Genomic DNA, 21,276 nt, shown 5'->3' with positions numbered 1-21,276 from the left:
ACCGGTGCCGCCAGCGCGGCGGCGCCGCCACCTATTCCCGGCTGCGGCTCATCTCCATCGAGAAGGTGAAGCGGCTGGCGGGGTGGGTGGAACGTGAAATCTCCAGCAGCTCCCCCGTCGCGTCGTAATAGCGCCGCGTGATGCGCAGCGCGGGCGAGCCCGCTTCCGCCTGCAGCTCGCCGGCCAGCCCGGGGGGCATGAGGATGGCATCCACTTCCTGGCGGATGCGCGTGATGGCGCGCCCGTAGCGCGCCTCGATCAGGGAGCTGATCAGGGTTTCGGGCGACTCGCGCACCAGCGCGTCGATGTCGCCGAACGCCGCGTCCACGTACACGTCGGTCCAGCAGATGGGGCGGGCCGTAGGCGTGGCGTCTTCCATGCGCAGGCTGGAGATGTGCAGCCAGCGCGTGCCGCCGGGGCAGTCCAGCTCCCGGGCCAGCGCCAGGTCGGCCACCAGCCGCTCGGAGCCGCGGACGACGCGTACGTGCCGGGCGCCGAACTGGGCCAGTTCGTCCACCGTGGCGATGGACTGCGTGAACCCCGCCGCCGGCCGCGTGGCCTCCACGCGCGTGCCCACGTTCTTGCGCCGGGAGATCAGCCCCAGCTCCTGCAGCTCGTCCAGCGCCTTGCGCACCGCATAGCGGCTCAGGCCGTGCGTCTCGCACAGCTCGAATTCGGTGGGCAGCAGCGAGCCCACGGGGTAGGTGCCAGCCGTGATGGCCTCGGCCAGGTCGCGGGCGAGGTCGGCGTAGGTGGTCTTGTTCATGGCGTGCGGCAACGGCTCAGGGTTATTCCTGATTCTCGTTTGTTCGAACATATCTACGGTTGATTTGTTCGAACATATTTATATGTTCGATGTATATCCACCTACTCCAGGCCGCTCCCATGTCCTTCAGCCCCGTCTCCAGCACCGTCATCGATTCCATCCTGTTCCGCGACGCCTTCGGCACGCCCGCCATGCGCGAGGTGTTCTCCGACCGCCGCCTGATCGCCCGCTACATCGAGGTGGAAGTGGCCCTGGCGCGCGCCGAGGCGCGCTGCGGCGTGATCCCGGCCGAGGCGGCCGAGGCCATCGCCCGCGAGTCGCGCCTGGAGCGCATCGACTTCGACCACATGCGCCACGAAACCGACATTGTCGGCTACCCCATCCTGCCGCTGGTGCACCAGCTGGTGGCCATGTGCGGCGACGCCGGCCGCTACGTGCACTGGGGCGCCACCACGCAGGACATCATGGACACGGCCAACGTGCTGCAGGTGCGCGATGCGCTGGACATCGTGGAGGCCGACATCCGCGCGCTGCGCGCCATCCTGGCCGGCCTGGCGAAGAAGCACCGCGACACGCCCATGGCCGGCCGCACCCACCTGCAGCAGGCGCTGCCCGTGACCTTCGGCTACAAGGTGGCGATCTGGCTGGCCATGTTCGACCGCCACCAAGAGCGCCTGGCCCAGCTGCGCGAGCGCGTGCTGTGCGTGGAATTCGCGGGCGCGGCGGGCACGCTGGCCTCGCTGGGCGACAAGGGGCTGGAGGTGCAGCAGGCGCTGGCCGAGGAGCTGGGCCTGGCCGTGCCGGCCACCACCTGGCACGTGGCGCGCGACGGCTTCGCCGAGGCGGTGAACCTGCTGGCGCTGGTGACGGGCTCGCTCGGCAAGATCGCGCTGGACATCATGATCATGGCCTCGACCGAGTTCGCCGAGGTCTACGAGCCCTTCGTCAAGGGCCGGGGCGCCAGCAGCACCATGCCGCAGAAGCGCAACCCCATCTCCAGCGAGCTGATGCTGGCCGCCGCCAAGGCCGTGCGCCAGCACGCCGGCCTGATGGTGGATGCCATGGTGCAGGACTTCGAGCGCGCCACCGGCCCGTGGCATGCCGAATGGGTCGCCATCCCCGAGAGCTTCATCCTCGCCGCCGGGGCGCTGCACCAGGCCAAGTTCGCCCTGGGCGGGCTGATCGTGGACACGGACCAGATGCGCCGCAACCTGGGAATCAGCCGCGGCCTGATCGTGGCCGAGGCCGTGATGATGGGCCTGGCCCCCGCCATGGGGCGCCAGCAGGCGCACGACGTGGTCTACGACGCCTGCCGCACCGTCAACGAGCACGGCGGCACCCTGGCCGACGCCCTGGCGGCCCTGCCCGCCGTCACCGCGCACTTCGACCGTGCCGCCATCGACCGCCTGACCGATCCCGCGAACTACCTGGGCCTGGCCCCGGTGATGGTGGACCGCGCGATCGAGACATCGGCCAAGACCTATTGATCCCCCAACCACCCAGGAGACACGCATGAAATTCCTCAAAACCCTTGGCGCCATCGCACTGCTCGCCGCATCCCCGCTCACCCACGCCCAGGCGTGGCCCACCAAGAACGTGACCTGGATCGTGCCCTTCGCCGCCGGCGGCCCCACGGACGCCATGGCGCGCGACATCGCGGACAAGGTCAGCCGGCAGCTGGGTCAGCCCGTCATCATCGAGAACACCCCCGGCGCGGGCGGCACCATCGGCGCGGCCAAGGCCGCCAAGGCGCCCGCGGACGGCTACACCTTCCTGGTGGGGCACATGGGTTACATGGGCGCGGGCCCGGCGCTCTACAAGAAACTGAGCTACGACCCGGTCAAGGACTTCGAGGCCGTGTTCCGCTTCCCCGACACGCCGCTGGTGATGCTGGTGGGCAAGAACTCCCCCTACAAGAACGCCGGCGACCTGGTGGCCGCGGCCAAGGCGCAGCCGGGCCAGATCAACTTCAGCAACGCCGGCGTGGGCTCCACCTCGCACCTGATCGCCGCGCTGTTCGCCGCCAGGGCCGGCATCGACGTCACGCAGGTGGCCTACAAGGGCGCCGCGCCCGCCATCAACGACCTGATCGGCGGCCAGGTCGATGCCATGTTCGACCAGAGCAACACCGCGCTGCCCCAGGTGCAGGGGGGGCGCCTCAACGCCATCGCGCTGACCTCGCTCACCGCCATGCCGCAGCAGTACCCCGGCGTGCCCCCGCTGGCCGACAAGACCCTGCCGGGCTTCGAGGCCGCCACCTGGTACGGCCTGTACGCCCCCAAGGGCACAGCCAAGGACATCGTGCAGAAAATGCACCAGGCCTACCTGAAGGCCCTGGCCGACAAGGCCTGGACCGAGCGCATGGCCGCCCAGGGCATCCACCTCCTGCCTGAGGCGCAATACGCCCCCGATGCATTCGCCAAGCACACGGCCGCGGAAGTCGAGCGCTGGCGCAAGGTAGTGGCGGACGCCAAGATCCAGCTCGACTGACCGCCATGACACGCATCGCCCAGGAAGACCTGGCGGACAGCCTGGCGCAGGCCTTCCAGTTCGTCAGCCACCACCACCCGCCCGACTTCGTGCGCGCGCTGCGCCGGGCGCTGGCCGCCGAGACCCACGCACCGGCGCGCGCGGCCATCGAGCAGTTGCTCGTGAACAGCCGCCTTTCCGCCCTGGGCCGGCGGCCCGTATGCCAGGACACGGGCGTGGGCCAGGTGTTCCTGCGCGTGGGTTGCGGCGTGCAGTTCTTCCGCCGCGATGGCGCGCCGCCCTGGAGCCTGCAGGCCGTGGCCGACGAGGGCGTGCGCCGCGCCTACCGCGACCCGGTCAACCCGCTGCGCGCCACCATGGTCTCCGACCCGCTGGGCCGGCGGCTCAACACGCGGGACAACACGCCCGCCGTCGTGCACTGCGAGATCGTGGAGGGCGATGCGCTGGAGGTGCTGGTGGTGGCCAAGGGCGGCGGCGGCGACGTGAAGGCGCGCTTCGCCACGCTGGAGCCCAGCGACAGCGTGGCCGACTGGGTCATCGCGCAACTGCCCGGCATGGGCGCCGGCTGGTGCCCGCCCGGCACGCTGGGCATCGGCATCGGCGGCACGCCCGAGCAGGCGATGCTGCTGGCCAAGCTCTCGCTGTTCGACCCCATCGATATGGATTTGCTGCAGGCGCGCGGCGCCCGGAACGCCGAAGAGGCCCTGCGGCTGCAGGTCTGCGAGCGCGCCAACGCGCTGGGCATCGGCGCGCAGGGCCTGGGCGGCACGTCCGCCGTGCTGGACGTGAAGCTGCGCACCGCGCCCTGCCATGCGGCCACGATCCCCGTGGCGCTGGTGCCCAACTGCGCCGCCGCGCGGTACGTGCGCTTCACGCTCGATGGCAGCGGGCCGGCGCGGATCGAGGAGCCTTCGCCCACCCTGTGGGACGGCATCGCCGACCGCTTCGACATGCCCGGCGCCGTGCGCGTGGATATCGACCGCCTCGGCGCCGATGCGGTACGCAAGTGGCGCATCGGCCAGACGCTGCTGCTGTCAGGCCGCGTGCTCACCGCGCGCGACGCCGTTCACAAGCGCCTGGTGGACCTGCTCGCGCGCGGCGCGCCGCTGCCGGTGGACTTGCGTGGGCGCGTCGTCTACTACGTGGGCCCGGTCGATGCCGTGGGCGACGAGGCCGTGGGCCCCGCGGGGCCGACCACGGCCACGCGCATGGATCGTTTCGTCGAGCCCTTGATGGCGCAGGCGGGACTGCTGGCCATGATCGGCAAGGCCGAGCGCGGCCCGGACGCCATCGCGGCCATCGCCCGCCACGGCGGCGCCTACCTGAGCGCCACGGGCGGCGCGGCCTACCTGCTGTCCCGGGCCATCCGCGCCGCGCGCGTGCTGGCCTTCGAAGACCTGGGGATGGAGGCGATCCACGAGTTCGAATTGGTGGACTTCCCCGTCACCGTGGCGGTGGACAGCCGGGGGCGCACGATCCATGCGTTCACGCAGGTTTCATAGCCAAAACGGCCTCCAGCGCTTATTGGAAAAGCGCGAGCTGCTCTCTTTTCAGGAGTCAATGCGCCCCTGCCGCCGCATCTGCGCTGCCCGCCGAGGCACGCGGCGCGTGGGCCAGCCAGACCAGCGGGATCAGCAGCATGAACAGCACGGCCGACACGTAGAAGATGTCGTTGGCTGCGAGCATGAAGGCCTGCTGGTTCAGCATGCGTTCCACCTGCGCCAGCGCCTGCTGGGGCGTGAGGCCGCCGGCCTGCAGTCCTTGCAGCGCCTGGGTGAAGGCGCCGTTGCCCTGGGTGAGCCCTTCGGTGAGCTGGGCGTGGTGCAGCGTGGCGCGGCGCTCCCACAGCGTGGTGGCGATGGACGTGCCCACGGCGCCGGCGGTAATGCGCATGAAGTTCGACAGGCCCGAGGCGGCGGGAATGCGCTCCGGCGGAATCTCCGAGAGCGTGATCGTCACCAGTGGAATGAAGAAGAACGCCATGGAGATGCCCTGCACGATGGTGGGCACCATGATGGTCGCCAAGTCGGCCTGGGTGTTGAAGTTCGAGCGCATCCACAGCACCAGCGCGAACACCAGGAACGCGAAGGTGGCGAAGCGGCGCGGGTCGCTCTTGCCGATGTTCTTGCCCACCCAGGGCGAGAGCACCAGCGCCAGCAGGCCCACGGGCGCCATCACCTCGCCGGCCTGCGTGGCGGTGTAGCCCATGTACTGCTGCAGCCACAGCGGCAGCAGCACCACGTTGCCGAAGAACAGGCCGTAGCCCACGGCGGTGGCGAGCGAGCCGGCCCAGAAGTTGCGGTTCCTGAACAGGGTGAGATCGACCACGGGATGGTCGTCGCCGCGCTCCCAGATCAGGAAGGCCACGAAGCCAATGGCCGCCACCAGCGCGCAGGCCACGACCCAGGGCGACTCGAACCAGTCGTGCTCCTTGCCGATGTCCAGCATGATCTGCATCGCACCCACCCAGATCACCAGCAGCGCCAGGCCGATGGAGTCGATGGGGAGTTGGCGGCGCACCGTCTCGCGCTTGTGGAAGATGCCCCAGGTGACCACCACGGCGGCGATGCCCACGGGCACGTTGATGTAGAAGATCCACGGCCAGGCCATGTTGTCGGTGATCCAGCCGCCCAGCAGCGGCCCGGTGACGGGCGCGATCAGCGTGGTCATGGACCACATCGCCATCGCCAGCCCCGCGAGCGCGCGCGGGTAGCTGGAGAGCAGCAGCGCCTGCGACAACGGAATCATCGGCCCCGCGACGAAGCCCTGCAGCGCGCGGAAGGCGATCAGCAGCGTCATGTTCGGTGCCAGGCCGCACAAGAGCGACGCGATCACGAACAGCGTGACGCTGGCCACGAACAGCCGCACCTGTCCGAAGCGCTGCGACAGCCAGCCCGTGAGCGGCACGGCGATGGCGTTGGCCACCGCGAAGCTGGTGATGACCCAGGTGCCCTGCGTGGGGCTCACGCCCAGGTCGCCCGCGATGGCGGGCAGCGACACGTTGGCGATGGACGTGTCGAGCACGTTCATGAACGTGGCGGCCGACAGGGCCAGCGTGCCCCAGGTGCGCGCGCTGCCGGTGAGCGGCGGGGGCGGAGCGGCAGCGGAGGAGGGGGCGCTCATGCTCAGGGCTTGAGGTTGGCCGTGATGATGCGGGCCACGTCGGCGTCGGCGCCCTCGTCGAGCGATGCGTACACGGTGGTCTGCGCCACGGCCTCCTTGCGCGGGGCCTCAGCCAGCGATGCGCCGCTGCGCTCCTTCGTGTCCACCTCGACTTCCATCGACAGGCCCACGCGCAGCGGGTGCTGTTCGAGCTGCGCGGCGTCGAGCGCGATGCGCACCGGCACGCGCTGCACCACCTTGATCCAGTTGCCCGTGGCGTTCTGCGCGGGAAGCAGCGCGAAGGCTGCGCCCGTGCCCACGCCCAGGCCGGCGACGGTGCCGGTGTATTCGACCTTCTTGCCGTACAGGTCGGCCGTGAGCTTCGCGGGCTGGCCCAGGCGCAGGTGGCGCAACTGGTTTTCCTTGAAGTTCGCGTCCACCCACACCCCGTGCAGCGGCACGATGGACAGCAGCGGCGTGCCCGCCGCCACGCGCTGGCCGAGCTGCACGCTGCGTTTGGCGACGTAGCCGTCCACCGGCGCGGGCAGGGCGGTGCGGCGGTCGGCCAGGTAGGCCTCGCGCACCTTGGCGGCGGCGGCCAGCACGCTGGGGTGCTCCTGCACGGCCACGCCCTGCGTGAGCGACTGGTTGCTGGCGAGCTGCTCGCGCGCCGCCGCCACGCCGGCCTGCGCGGCCGCGAGCTGGGTGCGCGCGGTGTCGAGCTGGCTTTGCGCGTGGTTGAGTTCTTCCTTGGAGACGGCGCCGTCGCCCGTCAGCATCTGGCGGCGGCGCAGGTCGTCCTGCGCGCGGGCGATGTCGGACTGGGCGCGCGCCACGTCGGCCTCGCGCAGGCGCACCTGGGCGGTGAGCGCGCCGTTGTTGGTGTAGAGCTGGCGCGCCTGGCGCACGGCCTGCGCCAGCGCGGCCTCGGCCTGCTGCAGGGCCACGCGCGCGTCGGCCGGGTCGAGCTGCACCAGCGGCGAGCCGGCGCGCACCAGGTCGGTGTCGTCGGCCAGGATGGCCGTCACCGTGCCGCCGGTCTGCGGGGTGATCTGGATCACGTTGCCCTGCACGTAGGCGTTGTCGGTGCTCTCGTAGTGGCTGGCGACCAGCCAGTCGTACAGGCCCCAGGCGGCGCCGGCGAGCACGACCACGCCGGCGAGGGTGAACAGAGCCTTGCGGCGGTTGGGCTTGGGCGCGGCCGGGGAGGGGGATTGCGGTGCGTTCATGGTGAAAACGGGTGGTGTTGGAGTGGTATCAGGCTGCGCAACTGGCGCGCGGCAGGCGCGGGCCGCCGTGCAAGGGCCGCCCCGCCGCACGGGCGGCGTCCCCCTTCCAGGGGGAAGACGCGAAGCGGCTCAGGGGGTCTTTCATATGTAGCCGCCGCCCAGGGCGCGCATCACGGCGGCCTGGGTGTCGAGGCGGCGCGCGGCCAGATCGACGGCCTGGCGGCGCTGGGCCAGCACCTGCGTTTCGGCCGAGAGCACCTGCAGGTAGCTGCCGAGGCCGGCCTCGTAGCGCTTGCGCGCGATGGCGTAGGCGGATTCGGCCGCCTCGCCGGCCTGGCGCTGCTCGGCGATCTGGCGCTCGACCGAGGCGCTGGAGGCGAGCTGGTCGGCCGCGTCGCGCACGGCGTCGAGCAGCACGGCGTTGTAGCTCTCCACCGCCGCGTCCAGGTCGGCCGACTTGCCCGCCAGGTTGGCGCGCAGGCGGCCCGCGTCGAAGACCGGCAGGCGCAGCGCCGGGCCCACGCCCCACTCGCGGCTGCCGCCCTCGATGAAGCGATCCAGCCCCATGCTGGCCAGGCCCACGAAGGCCGTCAGGCTCACGTTCGGGTAGAACTGCGCGCGCGCCACGGCCACGTCTTGCGTGGCGGCTTCCACGCGCCAGCGCGCGGCGGCCACGTCGGGGCGGCGGCCCAGCAGGTCGGCGGGCAGGGTGGTGGGGATTGCTTCTGATCTGATAGCTGTCAGCGCTTGAGGGGTAAGCGCCAGGGCCGTTTTCGGCTCTGCAATCAGCGCGCCCAGCGCGTTGCGCGTGAGGGCGGCCTGCTCGCGCAGGGCCTCGATCTGCTGGCGCGCCTCGGGTAGCGCGCCCTCGCTCTGGCGCAGCTCCAGCCGCGTGTCCAGGCCGGCGCTCACGCGCTGCTGCACGAGGCGCAGCATTTCCTCGCGCTGGGCCAGCGTGCGTTCGGCCACCTGCAATTGCTCCTGCAGCCGCGCGAGCTGCAGGTAGGAGTGCACCACGTTGGCCGCGAGCAGCAGGCGCGCGGCATCGGCATCGGCGCGCGCGGCGCGGGCCGTGCCCAGGGCCGATTCGAGCGCGGCGCGGTTCTTGCCGAAGAAGTCGATCTCCCAGCTGCCCGACAGGCGCGCCGTGTCGATGCTCAGGATGCTGCCCGCCTGGCCGGGCGGGTAGGGGCCGTTCTCGCTGTAGCGCTGGCGCATGAGATCCGTGCTGGCGTTGACCTGCGGGCCGAGCGCGGCGCGCGCGGCGTAGGTAAAGGCCTCGGCGCGGACGATGCGCGCCTGGGCCTGGCGCAGGCCGGGGTTGCCGTCCAGCGCCTGCTGCACCAACGCGTCGAGCTGCGCGTCGCCGAAGGCGCGCCACCAGTCGGGGGCGACGGCCAATTCGGCCGTGCCGGGCGCGACGAGCGTGGCCGTGTCGCGCAGCCGCGCCTGCGCGGCGATGCCGCCCGTGTCGGCGCAGCCCGTGAGCGCGGGCAGCGCCAGCAGGGCCACGGCCAGCGTGGCGGCGTAGAGCAGCGCGGAGCCGGGTGGTGCGACAGCGGGCGGTGCGGCGGTGGGGTCGGGGGAGAGGTGGTTCTTCATGTTGTGGTTCTCTCGGAGGACGGGGAAATTCAGGAGCCGGGCATGGCGCGGGTGTTGGCGTAGATGCGGGCGAGGAAGTCGCGTAGTCGCGCTTCTTCCGCCTCGTCGAAGCCCGCAAGCAGCTCGCGCTGCACGCCGGCCAGGATGGCGGGGAGCTGCTCGGCCACGGCGCGGCCCTCGGGCGTGAGGGCGATGTTCACCACGCGCCGGTCTTCCTGCGAGCGTTCACGCTGGCACAGGCCCTTGGCCTCCAGGCGGTCGAGCAGGCGCGTGAGGCCGCCGGCGTCCAGGTGGCACACGCGCGCCAGCGCCGCGGCCGTGCCGGGCGGGTCGAGCAGCAGGCGCAGCAGGGGCTTCCACTGTGCGTCGGTCAGGCCCAGGGGCTCCATGCGGCGGTCCACCTCGGCGCCCAGCAGCGTGGCGATGCGGCGCAACTGGAAGCCGAGGCTTTGCTCCACCTCGAACGGAACGGGCAGCGAGGGATGGGACAGCGGGCACAGGCCGTCGCCGGCCAGCGCGTCTTCTTCATCCGGCGTTTTCATGGGGCGCAACAATAATTGCCTAGGCAATTATTTGCCAGGACAAGGATTGAATCCCTGCCGTGAGAAGGGTCTCAGCCCCGCCCCGTGCGCGTCAGGTAGCGCTTGCGCCAGAAGAAGGCCGTGAGCGCCACGGCGATCAAGGTCATGCTGCCCATGGCCCACCAGAAGCCTTCCTCCTGGTGCACGAAGGGGATGAACTCGAAGTTCATGCCGAAGATGCCGGCGATCAGGTTCAGCGGCAGGAACACGGCGGTGAGCGCCGTGAGGGTGCGCATGATGTCGTTGGTGCGGTTGCTCTGCACGGAGAAATGCATCTGCAGCACGGCCTCGGTGCTTTGCTCAAGGCGGCGCACGTGGTGCACCACGCGCTCGATGTGCTCCAGCACGTCGCGGCTGCGCACCTTGAGCAGGTCCAGCTCGCGCGCGGCCTGCGCGTTGCCGCCGGGCGCGGCCCAGGTGTCCAGCGCCTCGCTCCAGGCCTGGATGGCGGCGCGCTGGTCCTCGCAGATCTCGTCGAGCTGGTGCAGGGTGAGGCGCGCGTCGAGCAGCGCGCCCCAGTTGGTGAAGCGGGTGCCGGGCTTGAGCAGCTCGGACTGCCAGTGGTCGAGCTGGCGCGAGAGCTCGCGGCGCAGGTCCAGGTAGTTGTCCACGATGTGGCCGGCCACGCGCAGCATCAGGTCGGCGGGGCTGGCGGGCAGGCGCGCGCCGGCCACGGGGCCGCTGCGCAGGTCGCGCACCACGGCCTCGGCCGGGGTGGTGGCGGGCGCCGCGGCGGGCGGGGGCGCGGCCAGGCGGGCGGCGTAGGCGTCGCGCACGGTGCAGTCTCCGGGGTGCACGGAGAGCAGCACCTGGTCGAACACGGCGAAGCCCACGGGGCTGGTGTCGATGCGCCGCAGCACCGGCGGGCCGCCGCGCGCGGCCGCGGCCGCCAGCGGGGCGGCGGCGCTTTCCTGCGCAGTGCCCAGGCGGCGCACCACCAGCAGGTCGTACTGCGAGGTGTAGTCGTAGTGCGAGGGCAGCTGCGGGTTGAGCAGGTCGGACACGTGCAGGTCCACCAGCTGCTGCCCGGCCGCCGCCTGCAGCGCGGCCTGCAGGCGCGGCAGCTCGGCGCTGAAGGCCGCGCGCGTGCAGGCGATCCAGTAGAAGCCCTGTGCGGGCGGCTGCGCGGGCAGGGCCTGCAGCTCCTGCGCCAGGGCGCCGGGCTGCAGGAGGAAGACGCGGATCGGCTGCGGCGGGTTTCCAGTCAAATCGGCCTCCAGCGCTTTTCCATCAAGCGCAAGCAGCTCTTATTTTGCGAGCAGAAGGCGCGCGGCGTCGAGCGCGAAATAGGTCAGCACGCCGTCGGCGCCCGCGCGCTTGAAGGCCAGCAGCGACTCCATCATCACCTTGTCGTGGTCGAGCCAGCCGTTGGCCGCGGCGGCCTTGAGCATGGCGTATTCGCCGCTGACCTGGTAGGCGAAGGTGGGCACTCGGAACTCGTCCTTCACGCGGCGCACCACGTCCAGGTAGGGCATGCCGGGCTTGACCATGACCATGTCGGCGCCTTCGGCCAGGTCCAGCGCCACCTCGCGCAGGGCCTCGTCGGTGTTGGCCGGGTCCATCTGGTAGACGTTCTTGTTGCTGGCGCCCAGGTTGGCGCTGGAGCCCACGGCGTCGCGGAACGGGCCGTAGAAGGCGCTGGCGTACTTGGCGCTGTAGGCCATGATGCGCGTGTGGATGTGGCCGTGCGTCTCCAGCGCCTCGCGGATGGCGCCGATGCGCCCGTCCATCATGTCGCTGGGCGCGACCATGTCCACGCCCGCGCCGGCATGCGCCAGGGCCTGGCCCACGAGGACTTCGACCGTCTCGTCGTTCAGGATGTAGCCGGTGTCGTCGAGCAGGCCGTCCTGGCCGTGGCTGGTGTAGGGGTCCAGCGCCACGTCGGTCAGCACGCCCAGGCCGGGGAACTCGGCCTTGAGCTTGCGCACCACGCGCGGCACGAGGCCGTCGGGGTTCAGCGCCTCCTTGCCGTCGGGCGTCTTGAGCTGCGTGTCGATCGAGGGGAACAGCGCCAGCACGGGGATGCCCAGCTTCACGCACTCCTCGGCTACGGGCAGCAGCAGGTCCAGGCTCAGGCGCTCCACGCCGGGCATGGAGGGCACGGGCACGCGCAGGTTGGTGCCTTCGTGCACGAACACGGGGTAGATGAAGTCGTGCGGCGTGAGCACGGTCTCGCGCACCAGGTTGCGGGTGTATGCGTCGCGGCGCAGGCGGCGCGGGCGGTTGGCGGGGAAAGGGGTGGGGCTGGACAGATGCATGGGCAAATTGTGCGCCATATGCCATGCCGCAGCCTTGCGCTGGCGGGGATCGGGTGCTAGATTGCCCCCGGGCGGCACGCCGCCCCCCGCTTTACCTCCCTGAGCGGGGCCTTGGCATGCCACGCATGCCCAGGGCTTTCCCGCCCGGTCCCGCCGGGCTTCTTTTTTTCCTCCACCGCCTCCATGCTCTGGGTCAAAGCCTTCCACATCGTCTTCATCGCCAGCTGGTTCGCCGGCCTGTTCTACCTGCCGCGCATCTTCGTCAACCTGGCCATGGTGACGCCCGGATCGGTGGCCGAGCGCGAGCGCCTGGTGCTGATGGCGCGCAAGCTGCTGCGCTTCACGACGATGCTGGCGGTGCCGGCCCTGGGCCTGGGCCTGTGGTTGTGGCTGGGCTACGGCATCGGGCGCGGGCCGGGCAATGGCTGGCTGCACGCCAAGCTGGCCGTGGTGGTGCTGGCGGTGGGCTACCACCATGCCTGCGCCGTGCTGCTGCGCAAGCTGGTGGCCAACACCGACCAGCACAGCCACCGCTGGTTCCGCGTGTTCAACGAAGTCCCCGTGCTGCTGCTGGTCGCGGCGGTGATCCTCGTGGTGGTCAAGCCGTTCTAGCCGGGGCATGCACAAGACGTCGGCCTGGCCCCTGGCGCTGATCTATGGCGCGCTGATCGTCTTCGCCAGCCTGTTCCCGTTCGAGGGCTGGCGCGAACAGGGCATCTCGCCCTGGGTGTTCTTCACGGCGCGCATCCCGCCGCCGTACTGGACGTGGTTCGACGTGAACCTCAACGTGGCGGGCTACGCGCCGCTGGGCTTCCTGCTGGCGCTGGCGCTGCTGCGCACGGGCTGGCCGCGCGCGGCGGTGCCGGTGGCGGCGCTGGCGGGCGCGCTGCTGTCGCTGGCAATGGAATACCTGCAGATCTACCTGCCGCGGCGCGTGCCCTCCAACATGGACCTGGCGCTCAACGCCGCGGGCGCGCTGCTGGGCGCGCTGGCGGCGGCGCTGCTGGAGCGCCTGGGCGCCATCGCGCGCTGGAGCCGTTTCCGCGCGCAGTGGTTCGTGCCGGATGCGCGCGGCGCGCTGGTGCTGCTGGCGCTGTGGCCCTGGGCGCTGCTGTTCCCGGCGGCGCTGCCCTTCGGGCTGGGGCAGGTCTGGGAGCGGCTGGAGGCGGCGCTTTTCGATTTGCTGGACGACACGCCCTTCCTCGAATGGCTGCCGGTGCGCGACGAGGCGCTGGAGCCGTTGTCGCAGGGCGGCGAGCTGCTGGCCGTGGCGCTGGGGCTGCTGATCCCCTGCTTGCTGGGCTACTGCGTGATGCGCCATGTGGGCCGGCGCGTGGTGTTCGCCCTGTGCGTGGCCCTGGCGGGCGTGGCGGTGACGGCGCTTTCGGCGGCCCTGACCTACGGGCCCACCCACGCCTGGGAATGGCAGACGCTGCCCGCGCGCGCGGGCGTGATCGCCGGCGTGGCCGCCGCGCTGGCGCTGGCGGCGGTGCCTCGCCGTGCCTGCGCGGCGCTGCTGCTGCTGGCGCTGATGCTGCACCTGAACCTGCTCAACGAGGCGCCCGAAAGCGCCTACTTCGCGCAGACGCTGCAGGCCTGGGAACAGGGACGGTTCATCCGCTTCTACGGCCTGGGGCAGTGGCTGGGCTGGATCTGGCCCTATGCGGCGCTCGTCTATGTGGTGCTGCGGGTGTCGCGGCGCGAGGCGGAATCCTAGAATCGGCCCATGAGCGACACCCCGTACTACCAGCGCCACATCTTCTTTTGCCTCAACGAGCGCACCAACGGCGAGAACTGCTGTGCCCACCACGGTGCGCAGCAGGCGTTCGAGCGCTGCAAGTCGCTCGTCAAGAAGCAGGGCCTGGCCGGCCCCGGCAAGGTGCGCGTGAACAAGGCCGGGTGCCTGGACCGCTGCGCGGGCGGGCCCATCGCCGTGGTCTATCCCGAGGGGACCTGGTACACCTATGTGGACGAGGCCGACATCGACGAGATCGTGGAGTCGCACCTCAAGAACGGCCAGGTGGTGGAGCGCTTGCGCACGCCGCCGGAACTTGGCCGCTGATCCGCATTCATAGTGTTTTTGGCCTCCAGCGCTTGCCAGTCAAGCGCCGGCAGCTATTGAATTGGTAGCTTGACGTGAACGCACAGACCGAACGCTTGACCCTTGCCGGCCCCGTGGGCCCCATCGAAGCCCTGCGCGATGCGCCTGCCGAGGGCGCGCCCGCGCGAGGCGTGGCGGTGATCGCGCACCCGCATCCGCTGTTCGGCGGCACGATGGACAACAAGGTGGTGCAGACGCTGGCGCGTGCCTTCGTGCAGTGCGGCTTCACCGCCGTGCGCTTCAACTTCCGCGGCGTGGGCGGCACCGCCGGCACGCACGACGAGGGGCGGGGCGAGCTGGACGACCTGCTGGCCGTCGTGCGGCAGGCCGCCGAAACGGGGCCGATCGCCCTGGCGGGCTTTTCCTTCGGCGCCTTCGTCACCAGCCATGCGCTGGCGCGCCTGTGGGGCGAGCGCGAGGTGGACCGCGCCGTGCTCGTGGGCACGGCCGCCAGCCGCTTCACCGTGGCGCCCGTGCCGCCCGACGCCCACCTGCGCACGCTGGTCGTGCACGGCGAGGCCGACGACACCGTGCCCCTGGCTTCCGTGATGGACTGGGCGCGCCCGCAGTCACTGCCGGTTACCGTCGTGCCCGGGGGCGGCCATTTCTTTCACGGACAATTGCCGCTGCTCAAGGGCCTGGTCGTGCGCCACCTGCAATGAGCCCCCGCCTCTATTCTTTTCCCCCTGTTTTCCGCGTTTCCTCCACCATGAAGTCTTTCCTGTCCTCGTTGCGAACCCTTGCCTGTGCCGCCCTGCTGGCGCCCGCCGCCCTGTGGGCACAGGCGCCCCAGCCGCCGGAAATCGCCGCGCGCAACTACCTGCTGGTGGACGTGACGGCCGGCCAGGTGCTCGCCGCCAAGGACATCGACGCGCCGGTGGAGCAGGCCTCGCTCACCAAGCTCATGACCGGCTACCTCGTCTTCGACGCGCTGCGCGCCAAGAAGATCACGCTGGAGCAGAAGCTGCCCGTCTCCGAGCGCGCCTGGAAGATGCCCGGCTCGCGCATGTTCATCGACCCCAAGATGCAGGTGCCGGTGGACGACCTGCTCAAGGGCATGATCGTGCAGTCCGGCAACGACGCCACCGTGGCCCTGGCCGAAGGCGTGGGCGGCACGGTCGACAATTTCGTGCGCCTGATGAACGAGCAGGCCAAGGCCCTGGGCATGAACGGCACCGCCTACAAGAACCCCGAGGGCCTGACCGAGCCCGGCCACACCACCACGGCGCGCGACCTGGCCACGCTGGCCACCCGGCTGATGCGCGACTTCCCCGAGTACATGCACTACTATGCCACCAAGCAGTACCGCTACGAGGGCACGCCGGCATCCAACAGCAACAACCGCAATACGCTGCTGCTGCGCGACCCGACGGTGGACGGCCTCAAGACCGGCCACACGGCCGCCGCGGGCTACTGCCTGGTGGCCACGTCCAAGCGCGACTTCCCGCAGGTGGGCCAGCGGCGCCTGCTGTCCATCGTGCTCGGCGCAGCCAGCGAGAACGCCCGCGCCAACGAGAGCCAGAAGCTGCTGAACTGGGGCTACACCGCGTTCGATGCCGTCAAGCTCTTCGACGCCGGCCAGCCGGCCGCCACGCCGGCCGTGTGGAAGGGCACGCAGAACACGCTGAAGATCGGCCGGCCCGAGGCCATCGTCATCACCGTGCCCTCGGGCAGCGCCGGCAAGATCGCCACCGAGCTCGTGCGCAAGGACCCGCTGATCGCGCCCTTCACCAAGGGCCAGTCCATCGGCACGCTGAAGGTGTCGCTGGAAGGCCAGCCCGTGACCGAGGTGCCGCTGGTGGCGCTGGAAGACGTGGGCGAGGCCGGCATCTTCGGCCGCGCGTGGGACGCCATCCGCCTCTGGATCAAGTAAGGGTCCATGGACGCGCAGGACCCGCAGGCCCCCCCGGCGCCGGGCTGGTCCAGACCCCCGGCGCCGCAGCCCCGGGCCGGCAGTTCCCCGAAGGCCCCGCCCAGGCCGCCGGCGCGGCGCCCTCGGCACACCCCGGCGCCGGCCGCCCGGCGTCCTGAATCCACGGGCGCGGGGATGGGCGCCTGGAGCCTGTACTTCCTGGCCAAGGCGGGGCTGTACCACGCGGGCTCCATCGGTTTCGGCTGGATCGGCAACCTGCTGTTCGCGGCCGCCCTGGCGTGGCCGCTGCGCTGGCCTTGGGCCCGCCGCGCGCGGCGCTGGCTGGCCTGGCCCGTGGCGTTGGGGCTGTTCTACCACGACTCCTTCCTGCCTGGGCCCGAGCGCCTGCTGGCCGGGCTCGGCGGCTTCAGCGCCGAATACCTGTGGGAGCTGGCAGCGCGCGCCGTGAACCCGTGGGTGGCGTTGGCCCTGGTGGCGGGCGTGGTGGCCTATGGGCTGCTGGCGCGCTGGGTGCCGTTCACCGTCGTCGCATTCCTGGGCATCCTGAGCGTGCCGGCCGTGGCGGAGCTGGGTGCCGAGCCGGCTGCCGCCAGCGCGGTGCAAAGCGCTGCTGCTCCCGCGGACCCGCAGGCCCGGCTGCAGACGTTCTACCAGGACGAATCGCGGCGCAAGCTGCATCTGCCTGCGGGCGGCACGCCGGCGTTCGACCTCGTCGTCCTGCACGTGTGCTCGCTGGCATGGGACGACCTGGACGTGGTGGGGGAACGCAATCACCCGCTGTTTGGCCGCTTCGACCTGCTGTTCTCCGATTTCAACAGCGCTGCCAGCTACAGCGGCCCCGCCGTGCTGCGGCTGCTGTACGGCGCCTGCGGGCAGGTGCGGCACGGGCAGCTGTACCGCGGCGCGCCGCGCGAATGCCAGATCTTCCCGGTCCTGGAGCAGGCCGGGTTCAAGACCGGTGCCCTGCTCAACCACGACGGCGAGTTCGACGACTTCTCCAAGCTCCTCGAATACCGCGGCGGGCTGCGCGGCAAGGTGCAGGTCAGCCGCGGCGCGCCGGTGCACATGCGCAGCTTCGACGGCTCGCCCATCTACGACGACCTCGCCGTCCTCTCGGCGTGGTGGCGCCAGCGGCAGGGCCAGGGCGGCCAGCCCGCCGCGCTGTACTACAACACCGTCTCGCTCCACGACGGCAACCGCGTCTCCGGCTCGGACACGCGCGGCAGCCTGGCCTCGTACAAGCCCCGGCTGCATAAGCTGTTGAACGATTTCGACCGCTTCATCGGCCAGCTCGAAAGCAGCGGCCGGCCCGTGGTGCTGGTGATGGTGCCGGAGCACGGCGCGTCCCTGCGGGGCGACAAGATGCAGTTTGCCGGCATGCGCGAAATTCCCGGGCCGCGCGTCACGCTGGTGCCGGCGGCGGTCAAGCTCATCGGCCTGCCGGGGCGGCAGGGCGGCGGCCCGCTCGTGGTGGACCGGCCGACCAGCTACTTCGACCTGAACAGCCTGCTGGCCGATCTGGTCGCCGACAGCCCCTACGGCGCCCGTGCCCGCCCGCTGTCGGCGCGCCTGGGCAGAGTGGGCACGACGCCCTTCGTCTCGGAGAACGAAGACGTGGTCGTGGTGCGCGACGCGGCGGGCGGCTACCGGATGAAGGCAGGGCAGGGCGCCTGGGCGTCCTACGCGTTCTAGCGCCGGATTCGGCTGCAGCGCGGGTGGATTGCCTTGTTATCCGCAAACCAGTACACTAGAAGGCTTTTCGGAATTTCCGAAGGGACTCACGTTTTCGCTTAATTCACGTTTAGGGACGTATTCATGCCAACCATCAACCAACTCGTGCGCCAGGGCCGCACGGTCGAAGTTGTCAAATCCAAAAGCCCTGCAATGGAAAACTGCCCGCAGCGCCGTGGCGTGTGCACCCGTGTGTACACCACGACGCCCAAGAAGCCGAACTCCGCTCTGCGTAAGGTCGCCAAGGTGCGCCTGACCAACGGCTTCGAGGTGATCTCGTACATCGGCGGCGAAGGCCACAACCTGCAAGAACACAGCGTGGTGCTGGTGCGCGGCGGCCGTGTGAAGGACTTGCCCGGTGTGCGCTACCACATCGTGCGTGGTTCGCTTGACCTGCAAGGCGTCAAGGACCGCAAGCAGGCCCGTTCCAAGTACGGTGCCAAGAAGCCCAAGGCCAAGTAAGCCCTGCGCTTTCGCAAGGAATTTTCGGTGCTGTCTCCCGCGTGGCGCGGTGATGCAGCGTAGTGACCCCAAACGCAGGTGTTCTGCGCGGGTCGAGTAAGTGGGAGTCCATGGTTTGGCTCTCGCGGTGTCTGAAAAGACGCCAACTGAAGCAAAGATAGAGGTGAAAAATGCCACGTCGTCGCGAAGTCCCCAAACGTGAAATCCTGCCGGATCCCAAGTTCGGCAACGTAGAGCTGTCCAAATTCATGAACGTGATCATGGAAGGCGGCAAGAAGGCGGTTGCAGAGCGCATCATCTATGGCGCGCTGGAACTGATCTCCAAGAAGCAGCCCGAGAAGGATGCTCTGGAAGTGTTCGTCACGGCCATCAACAACGTGAAGCCGATGGTCGAAGTGAAGTCCCGCCGCGTGGGCGGCGCCAACTACCAGGTGCCCGTGGAAGTGCGTCCCGTGCGCCGCCTGGCCCTGTCGATGCGCTGGATCAAGGAAGCCGCCCGCAAGCGTGGCGAGAAGTCCATGGCGCAGCGCCTGGCCAACGAACTGATGGAAGCCACCGAAGGCCGTGGCGGCGCGATGAAGCGCCGTGACGAAGTGCACCGCATGGCCGAAGCCAACAAGGCATTCAGCCACTTCCGCTTCTAAGTTCCGCCCCCACCTATCGCACTGGCAGGGAGCCCGATCCGCCCTTTTCGGCGGACGGGCTCTCAGCCGTTAACGAAAGTACCCATCATGGCTCGCAAAACTCCCATCGAGCGCTACCGCAACATCGGTATCTCGGCCCACATCGACGCTGGCAAGACCACGACCACGGAACGTATCCTGTTCTACACGGGTGTGACCCACAAACTGGGCGAAGTGCACGACGGCGCCGCCACCACCGACTGGATGGAGCAGGAGCAGGAGCGCGGCATCACCATCACTTCCGCGGCAGTGACCTGCTTCTGGAAGGGCATGGACATGTCCTACCCCGAGCACCGCTTCAACATCATCGACACCCCTGGCCACGTGGACTTCACCATCGAGGTGGAGCGTTCCATGCGCGTGCTGGACGGCGCCTGCATGGTGTACTGCGCCGTGGGCGGCGTGCAGCCCCAGTCCGAAACCGTGTGGCGCCAGGCCAACAAGTACAAGGTGCCCCGCCTTGCGTTCGTCAACAAGATGGACCGCACCGGCGCCAACTTCTTCAAGGTCTACGACCAGATGAAGCTGCGCCTGAAGGCCAACCCCGTGCCCGTGGTGATCCCGATCGGCGCGGAAGACAACTTCAAGGGCGTGATCGACCTCGTGAAGATGAAGGCCATCATCTGGGACGAAGCTTCCCAGGGCATGAAGTTCGAGTACCAGGACATCCCGGCCGAGCTGGCTGCCGATGCCCAGAAGTGGCGCGAGAACATGGTCGAGGCCGCCGCTGAAGCCAGCGAAGAGCTGATGAACAAGTACCTCGAAGAGGGCGACCTCTCCGAAGCCGAAGTCAAGCTCGGCCTGCGCACGCGCACCATCGCGACCGAAATCCAGCCCATGCTGTGCGGCACCGCGTTCAAGAACAAGGGCGTGCAGCGCATGCTCGACGCCGTGATCGACTACCTGCCCTCGCCCGTGGACATCCCGCCCGTGGGCGGTACCGACGAGGACGAGCAGCCCACGTCGCGCAAGGCCGACGACGCCGAGAAGTTCTCCGCGCTGGCCTTCAAGCTGATGACCGACCCGTTCGTGGGCCAGCTCACGTTCGTGCGCGTGTACTCCGGCGTGCTCTCCAAGGGCGACACCGTCTACAACGCCGTCAAGGGCAAGAAGGAGCGCATCGGCCGTATCGTGCAGATGATGGCCAACGAGCGCGTGGAAATCGACGAAATCCGCGCCGGCGACATCGCCGCCTGCGTGGGCCTGAAGGACGTGACCACGGGCGAAACCCTGTGCGATCCCGATGCCGTCGTGACCCTGGAGCGCATGGTGTTCCCCGAGCCCGTGATCGCGCAGGCCGTGGAACCCAAGTCCAAGTCCGACCAGGAAAAGATGGGCATCGCCCTGTCGCGCCTGGCGTCCGAGGACCCGTCGTTCCGCGTGCGCTCCGACGAAGAGTCCGGCCAGACCATCATCGCCGGCATGGGCGAGCTGCACCTGGAAATCATCGTCGACCGCATGAAGCGCGAGTTCGGCGTGGAAGCCAACGTGGGCAAGCCCCAGGTGGCCTACCGCGAAACCATCCGCAACACGGTCAAGGACGTGGACGGCAAGTTCGTGCGCCAGTCCGGCGGTAAGGGCCAGTACGGCCACGTGGTGTTCCGCCTGGAACCCAACGAGCCGGGCAAGGGCTTCGAGTTCCTCGACGAGATCAAGGGCGGCGTGGTGCCGCGCGAGTACATCCCCGCCGTGCAGAAGGGCGTGGAAGAAGCGCTCACCAGCGGCGTGCTGGCCGGCTACCCTGTGGTGGACGTCAAGGTCGCGCTGACCTTCGGTTCGTACCACGACGTGGACTCGTCCGAACAGGCGTTCAAGATGGCTGCCATCTTCGGCTTCAAGGAAGCCGCCAAGAAGGCCGGCCCCGTCATCCTCGAGCCCATGATGGCCGTGGAAGTCGAGACGCCCGAGGACTATGCCGGTACCGTGATGGGCGACCTCTCCAGCCGCCGCGGCATGGTGCAGGGCATGGACGACATGGTCGGCGGCGGCAAGGCCATCAAGGCCGAAGTCCCGCTGTCCGAGATGTTCGGCTACGCCACGCAGCTGCGCTCGATGACGCAGGGCCGTGCCACGTACACGATGGAGTTCAAGCACTACTCCGAAGCTCCGCGCAACGTGGCCGAGGCCATCATTGCCGCGCGCGCCAAGTAAGTGCAAAATCGGCTGCCAGCGCTTATCCAGTAAGTGCTGGCAGCTCACTTAAAGATAGCAAGTTTCTTGCAATCTGCGATCCGGTGCCGGCCTGTCGCGCTGTGCGGGCCGAACCAGCAACCGGGTGCAGACGTTAAACCCCAACACAGGCATTGCTCTTTTGGAGATCAGAAATGGCAAAAGGTAAGTTCGAACGTACCAAGCCCCACGTGAACGTGGGCACGATCGGTCACGTGGACCATGGCAA

At 69.6% G+C, this 21,276-nt stretch carries 19 protein-coding genes and 1 pseudogene; 13 read left to right on the top strand and 7 right to left on the bottom strand.

Annotated features, from left to right (window positions below; all coding sequences use genetic code 11):
- Positions 1–31 precede the first annotated feature (31 nt).
- Complete coding sequence (locus tag AVS7_RS04355) at positions 32–766, bottom strand: GntR family transcriptional regulator (RefSeq protein WP_020227193.1); 735 nt, start codon at positions 764–766, stop codon at positions 32–34.
- A 119-nt stretch (positions 767–885) separates the two neighbouring features.
- Between AVS7_RS04355 and pcaB the strand changes: the two genes are divergently transcribed.
- Genes pcaB through AVS7_RS04340 form a run of 3 tightly spaced genes read left to right on the top strand, consistent with a single transcriptional unit; the run spans position 886 to position 4,758 of the window.
- Positions 886–2,253 (top strand): 3-carboxy-cis,cis-muconate cycloisomerase, encoded by a 1,368-nt coding sequence (pcaB, locus tag AVS7_RS04350; protein WP_020227192.1) that lies wholly within the window; start codon positions 886–888, stop codon positions 2,251–2,253.
- A gap of 25 nt (positions 2,254–2,278) precedes the next feature.
- Positions 2,279–3,256 carry a tripartite tricarboxylate transporter substrate binding protein gene (locus tag AVS7_RS04345; RefSeq protein ID WP_020227191.1) on the top strand — a complete coding sequence of 326 codons (978 nt, stop codon included), beginning with the start codon at positions 2,279–2,281 and terminating at the stop codon, positions 3,254–3,256.
- 5 nt (positions 3,257–3,261) lie between these two features.
- Complete coding sequence (locus AVS7_RS04340) at positions 3,262–4,758, top strand: fumarate hydratase (RefSeq protein ID WP_020227190.1); 1,497 nt, start codon at positions 3,262–3,264, stop codon at positions 4,756–4,758.
- Positions 4,759–4,813: 55 nt separating this feature from the next.
- Here AVS7_RS04340 and AVS7_RS04335 read toward each other — a convergent pair whose 3' ends face one another.
- The 6 genes from AVS7_RS04335 to hemB all read right to left on the bottom strand — a co-directional run bounded on the left by AVS7_RS04335 (position 4,814) and on the right by hemB (position 12,028).
- The gene (locus AVS7_RS04335) at positions 4,814–6,379 is read right to left on the bottom strand and encodes a DHA2 family efflux MFS transporter permease subunit (RefSeq protein WP_020227189.1); all 1,566 of its coding nucleotides are present in this window, start codon (positions 6,377–6,379) and stop codon (positions 4,814–4,816) included.
- A gap of 2 nt (positions 6,380–6,381) precedes the next feature.
- The gene (locus AVS7_RS04330; protein ID WP_020227188.1) at positions 6,382–7,587 is read right to left on the bottom strand and encodes an efflux RND transporter periplasmic adaptor subunit; all 1,206 of its coding nucleotides are present in this window, start codon (positions 7,585–7,587) and stop codon (positions 6,382–6,384) included.
- A 141-nt stretch (positions 7,588–7,728) separates the two neighbouring features.
- The gene (locus tag AVS7_RS04325) at positions 7,729–9,189 is read right to left on the bottom strand and encodes an efflux transporter outer membrane subunit (protein ID WP_020227187.1); all 1,461 of its coding nucleotides are present in this window, start codon (positions 9,187–9,189) and stop codon (positions 7,729–7,731) included.
- A gap of 29 nt (positions 9,190–9,218) precedes the next feature.
- On the bottom strand, positions 9,219–9,731 hold the full coding sequence (locus AVS7_RS04320) for a MarR family winged helix-turn-helix transcriptional regulator (protein ID WP_020227186.1): 513 nt from the start codon (positions 9,729–9,731) through the stop codon (positions 9,219–9,221).
- Between the two features lie 71 nt (positions 9,732–9,802).
- Positions 9,803–10,978 carry a magnesium transporter CorA family protein gene (locus AVS7_RS04315; protein ID WP_020227185.1) on the bottom strand — a complete coding sequence of 392 codons (1,176 nt, stop codon included), beginning with the start codon at positions 10,976–10,978 and terminating at the stop codon, positions 9,803–9,805.
- Between the two features lie 39 nt (positions 10,979–11,017).
- Entirely contained in the window at positions 11,018–12,028 is a 1,011-nt protein-coding gene (gene hemB / locus AVS7_RS04310) for a porphobilinogen synthase (protein ID WP_034689927.1), read from the bottom strand.
- A gap of 183 nt (positions 12,029–12,211) precedes the next feature.
- On the opposite strand from hemB, the gene AVS7_RS04305 reads away from it, so the two are divergent.
- The 10 genes and pseudogenes from AVS7_RS04305 to AVS7_RS23485 form a co-directional block, all read left to right on the top strand.
- The gene (locus tag AVS7_RS04305; protein ID WP_020227183.1) at positions 12,212–12,640 is read left to right on the top strand and encodes a CopD family protein; all 429 of its coding nucleotides are present in this window, start codon (positions 12,212–12,214) and stop codon (positions 12,638–12,640) included.
- A 7-nt stretch (positions 12,641–12,647) separates the two neighbouring features.
- Positions 12,648–13,745, top strand: a complete 1,098-nt coding sequence (locus tag AVS7_RS04300; protein WP_020227182.1) for a VanZ family protein — start codon at positions 12,648–12,650, stop codon at positions 13,743–13,745.
- A gap of 9 nt (positions 13,746–13,754) precedes the next feature.
- Positions 13,755–14,090 carry a ferredoxin gene (locus tag AVS7_RS04295; RefSeq protein WP_020227181.1) on the top strand — a complete coding sequence of 112 codons (336 nt, stop codon included), beginning with the start codon at positions 13,755–13,757 and terminating at the stop codon, positions 14,088–14,090.
- Positions 14,091–14,164: 74 nt separating this feature from the next.
- The gene (locus AVS7_RS04290) at positions 14,165–14,791 is read left to right on the top strand and encodes an alpha/beta hydrolase (protein WP_020227180.1); all 627 of its coding nucleotides are present in this window, start codon (positions 14,165–14,167) and stop codon (positions 14,789–14,791) included.
- A 47-nt stretch (positions 14,792–14,838) separates the two neighbouring features.
- Positions 14,839–16,002: a D-alanyl-D-alanine carboxypeptidase family protein gene (locus AVS7_RS04285; protein WP_024000930.1), complete on the top strand. Its 1,164-nt coding sequence runs from the start codon at positions 14,839–14,841 to the stop codon at positions 16,000–16,002.
- Between the two features lie 174 nt (positions 16,003–16,176).
- Positions 16,177–17,694, top strand: a complete 1,518-nt coding sequence (bcsG, locus tag AVS7_RS04280) for a cellulose biosynthesis protein BcsG (protein ID WP_020227178.1) — start codon at positions 16,177–16,179, stop codon at positions 17,692–17,694.
- Between the two features lie 123 nt (positions 17,695–17,817).
- Positions 17,818–18,195 carry a 30S ribosomal protein S12 gene (rpsL, locus tag AVS7_RS04275; protein WP_003059441.1) on the top strand — a complete coding sequence of 126 codons (378 nt, stop codon included), beginning with the start codon at positions 17,818–17,820 and terminating at the stop codon, positions 18,193–18,195.
- Between the two features lie 170 nt (positions 18,196–18,365).
- Entirely contained in the window at positions 18,366–18,839 is a 474-nt protein-coding gene (gene rpsG, locus AVS7_RS04270) for a 30S ribosomal protein S7 (RefSeq protein WP_020227177.1), read from the top strand.
- Positions 18,840–18,926: 87 nt separating this feature from the next.
- Positions 18,927–21,029: an elongation factor G gene (gene fusA, locus AVS7_RS04265; RefSeq protein ID WP_020227176.1), complete on the top strand. Its 2,103-nt coding sequence runs from the start codon at positions 18,927–18,929 to the stop codon at positions 21,027–21,029.
- 173 nt (positions 21,030–21,202) lie between these two features.
- Positions 21,203–21,276 (top strand): annotated as a pseudogene (locus AVS7_RS23485) (elongation factor Tu); the annotation flags it as partial.

It is taken from the genome of Acidovorax sp. MR-S7 (assembly GCF_000400995.2).
In the GTDB taxonomy this organism is placed as follows: domain Bacteria; phylum Pseudomonadota; class Gammaproteobacteria; order Burkholderiales; family Burkholderiaceae_C; genus MR-S7.
Note: the sequence above shows the minus strand (reverse complement) of the source record. Positions and strands in the feature narration are given on the sequence as shown.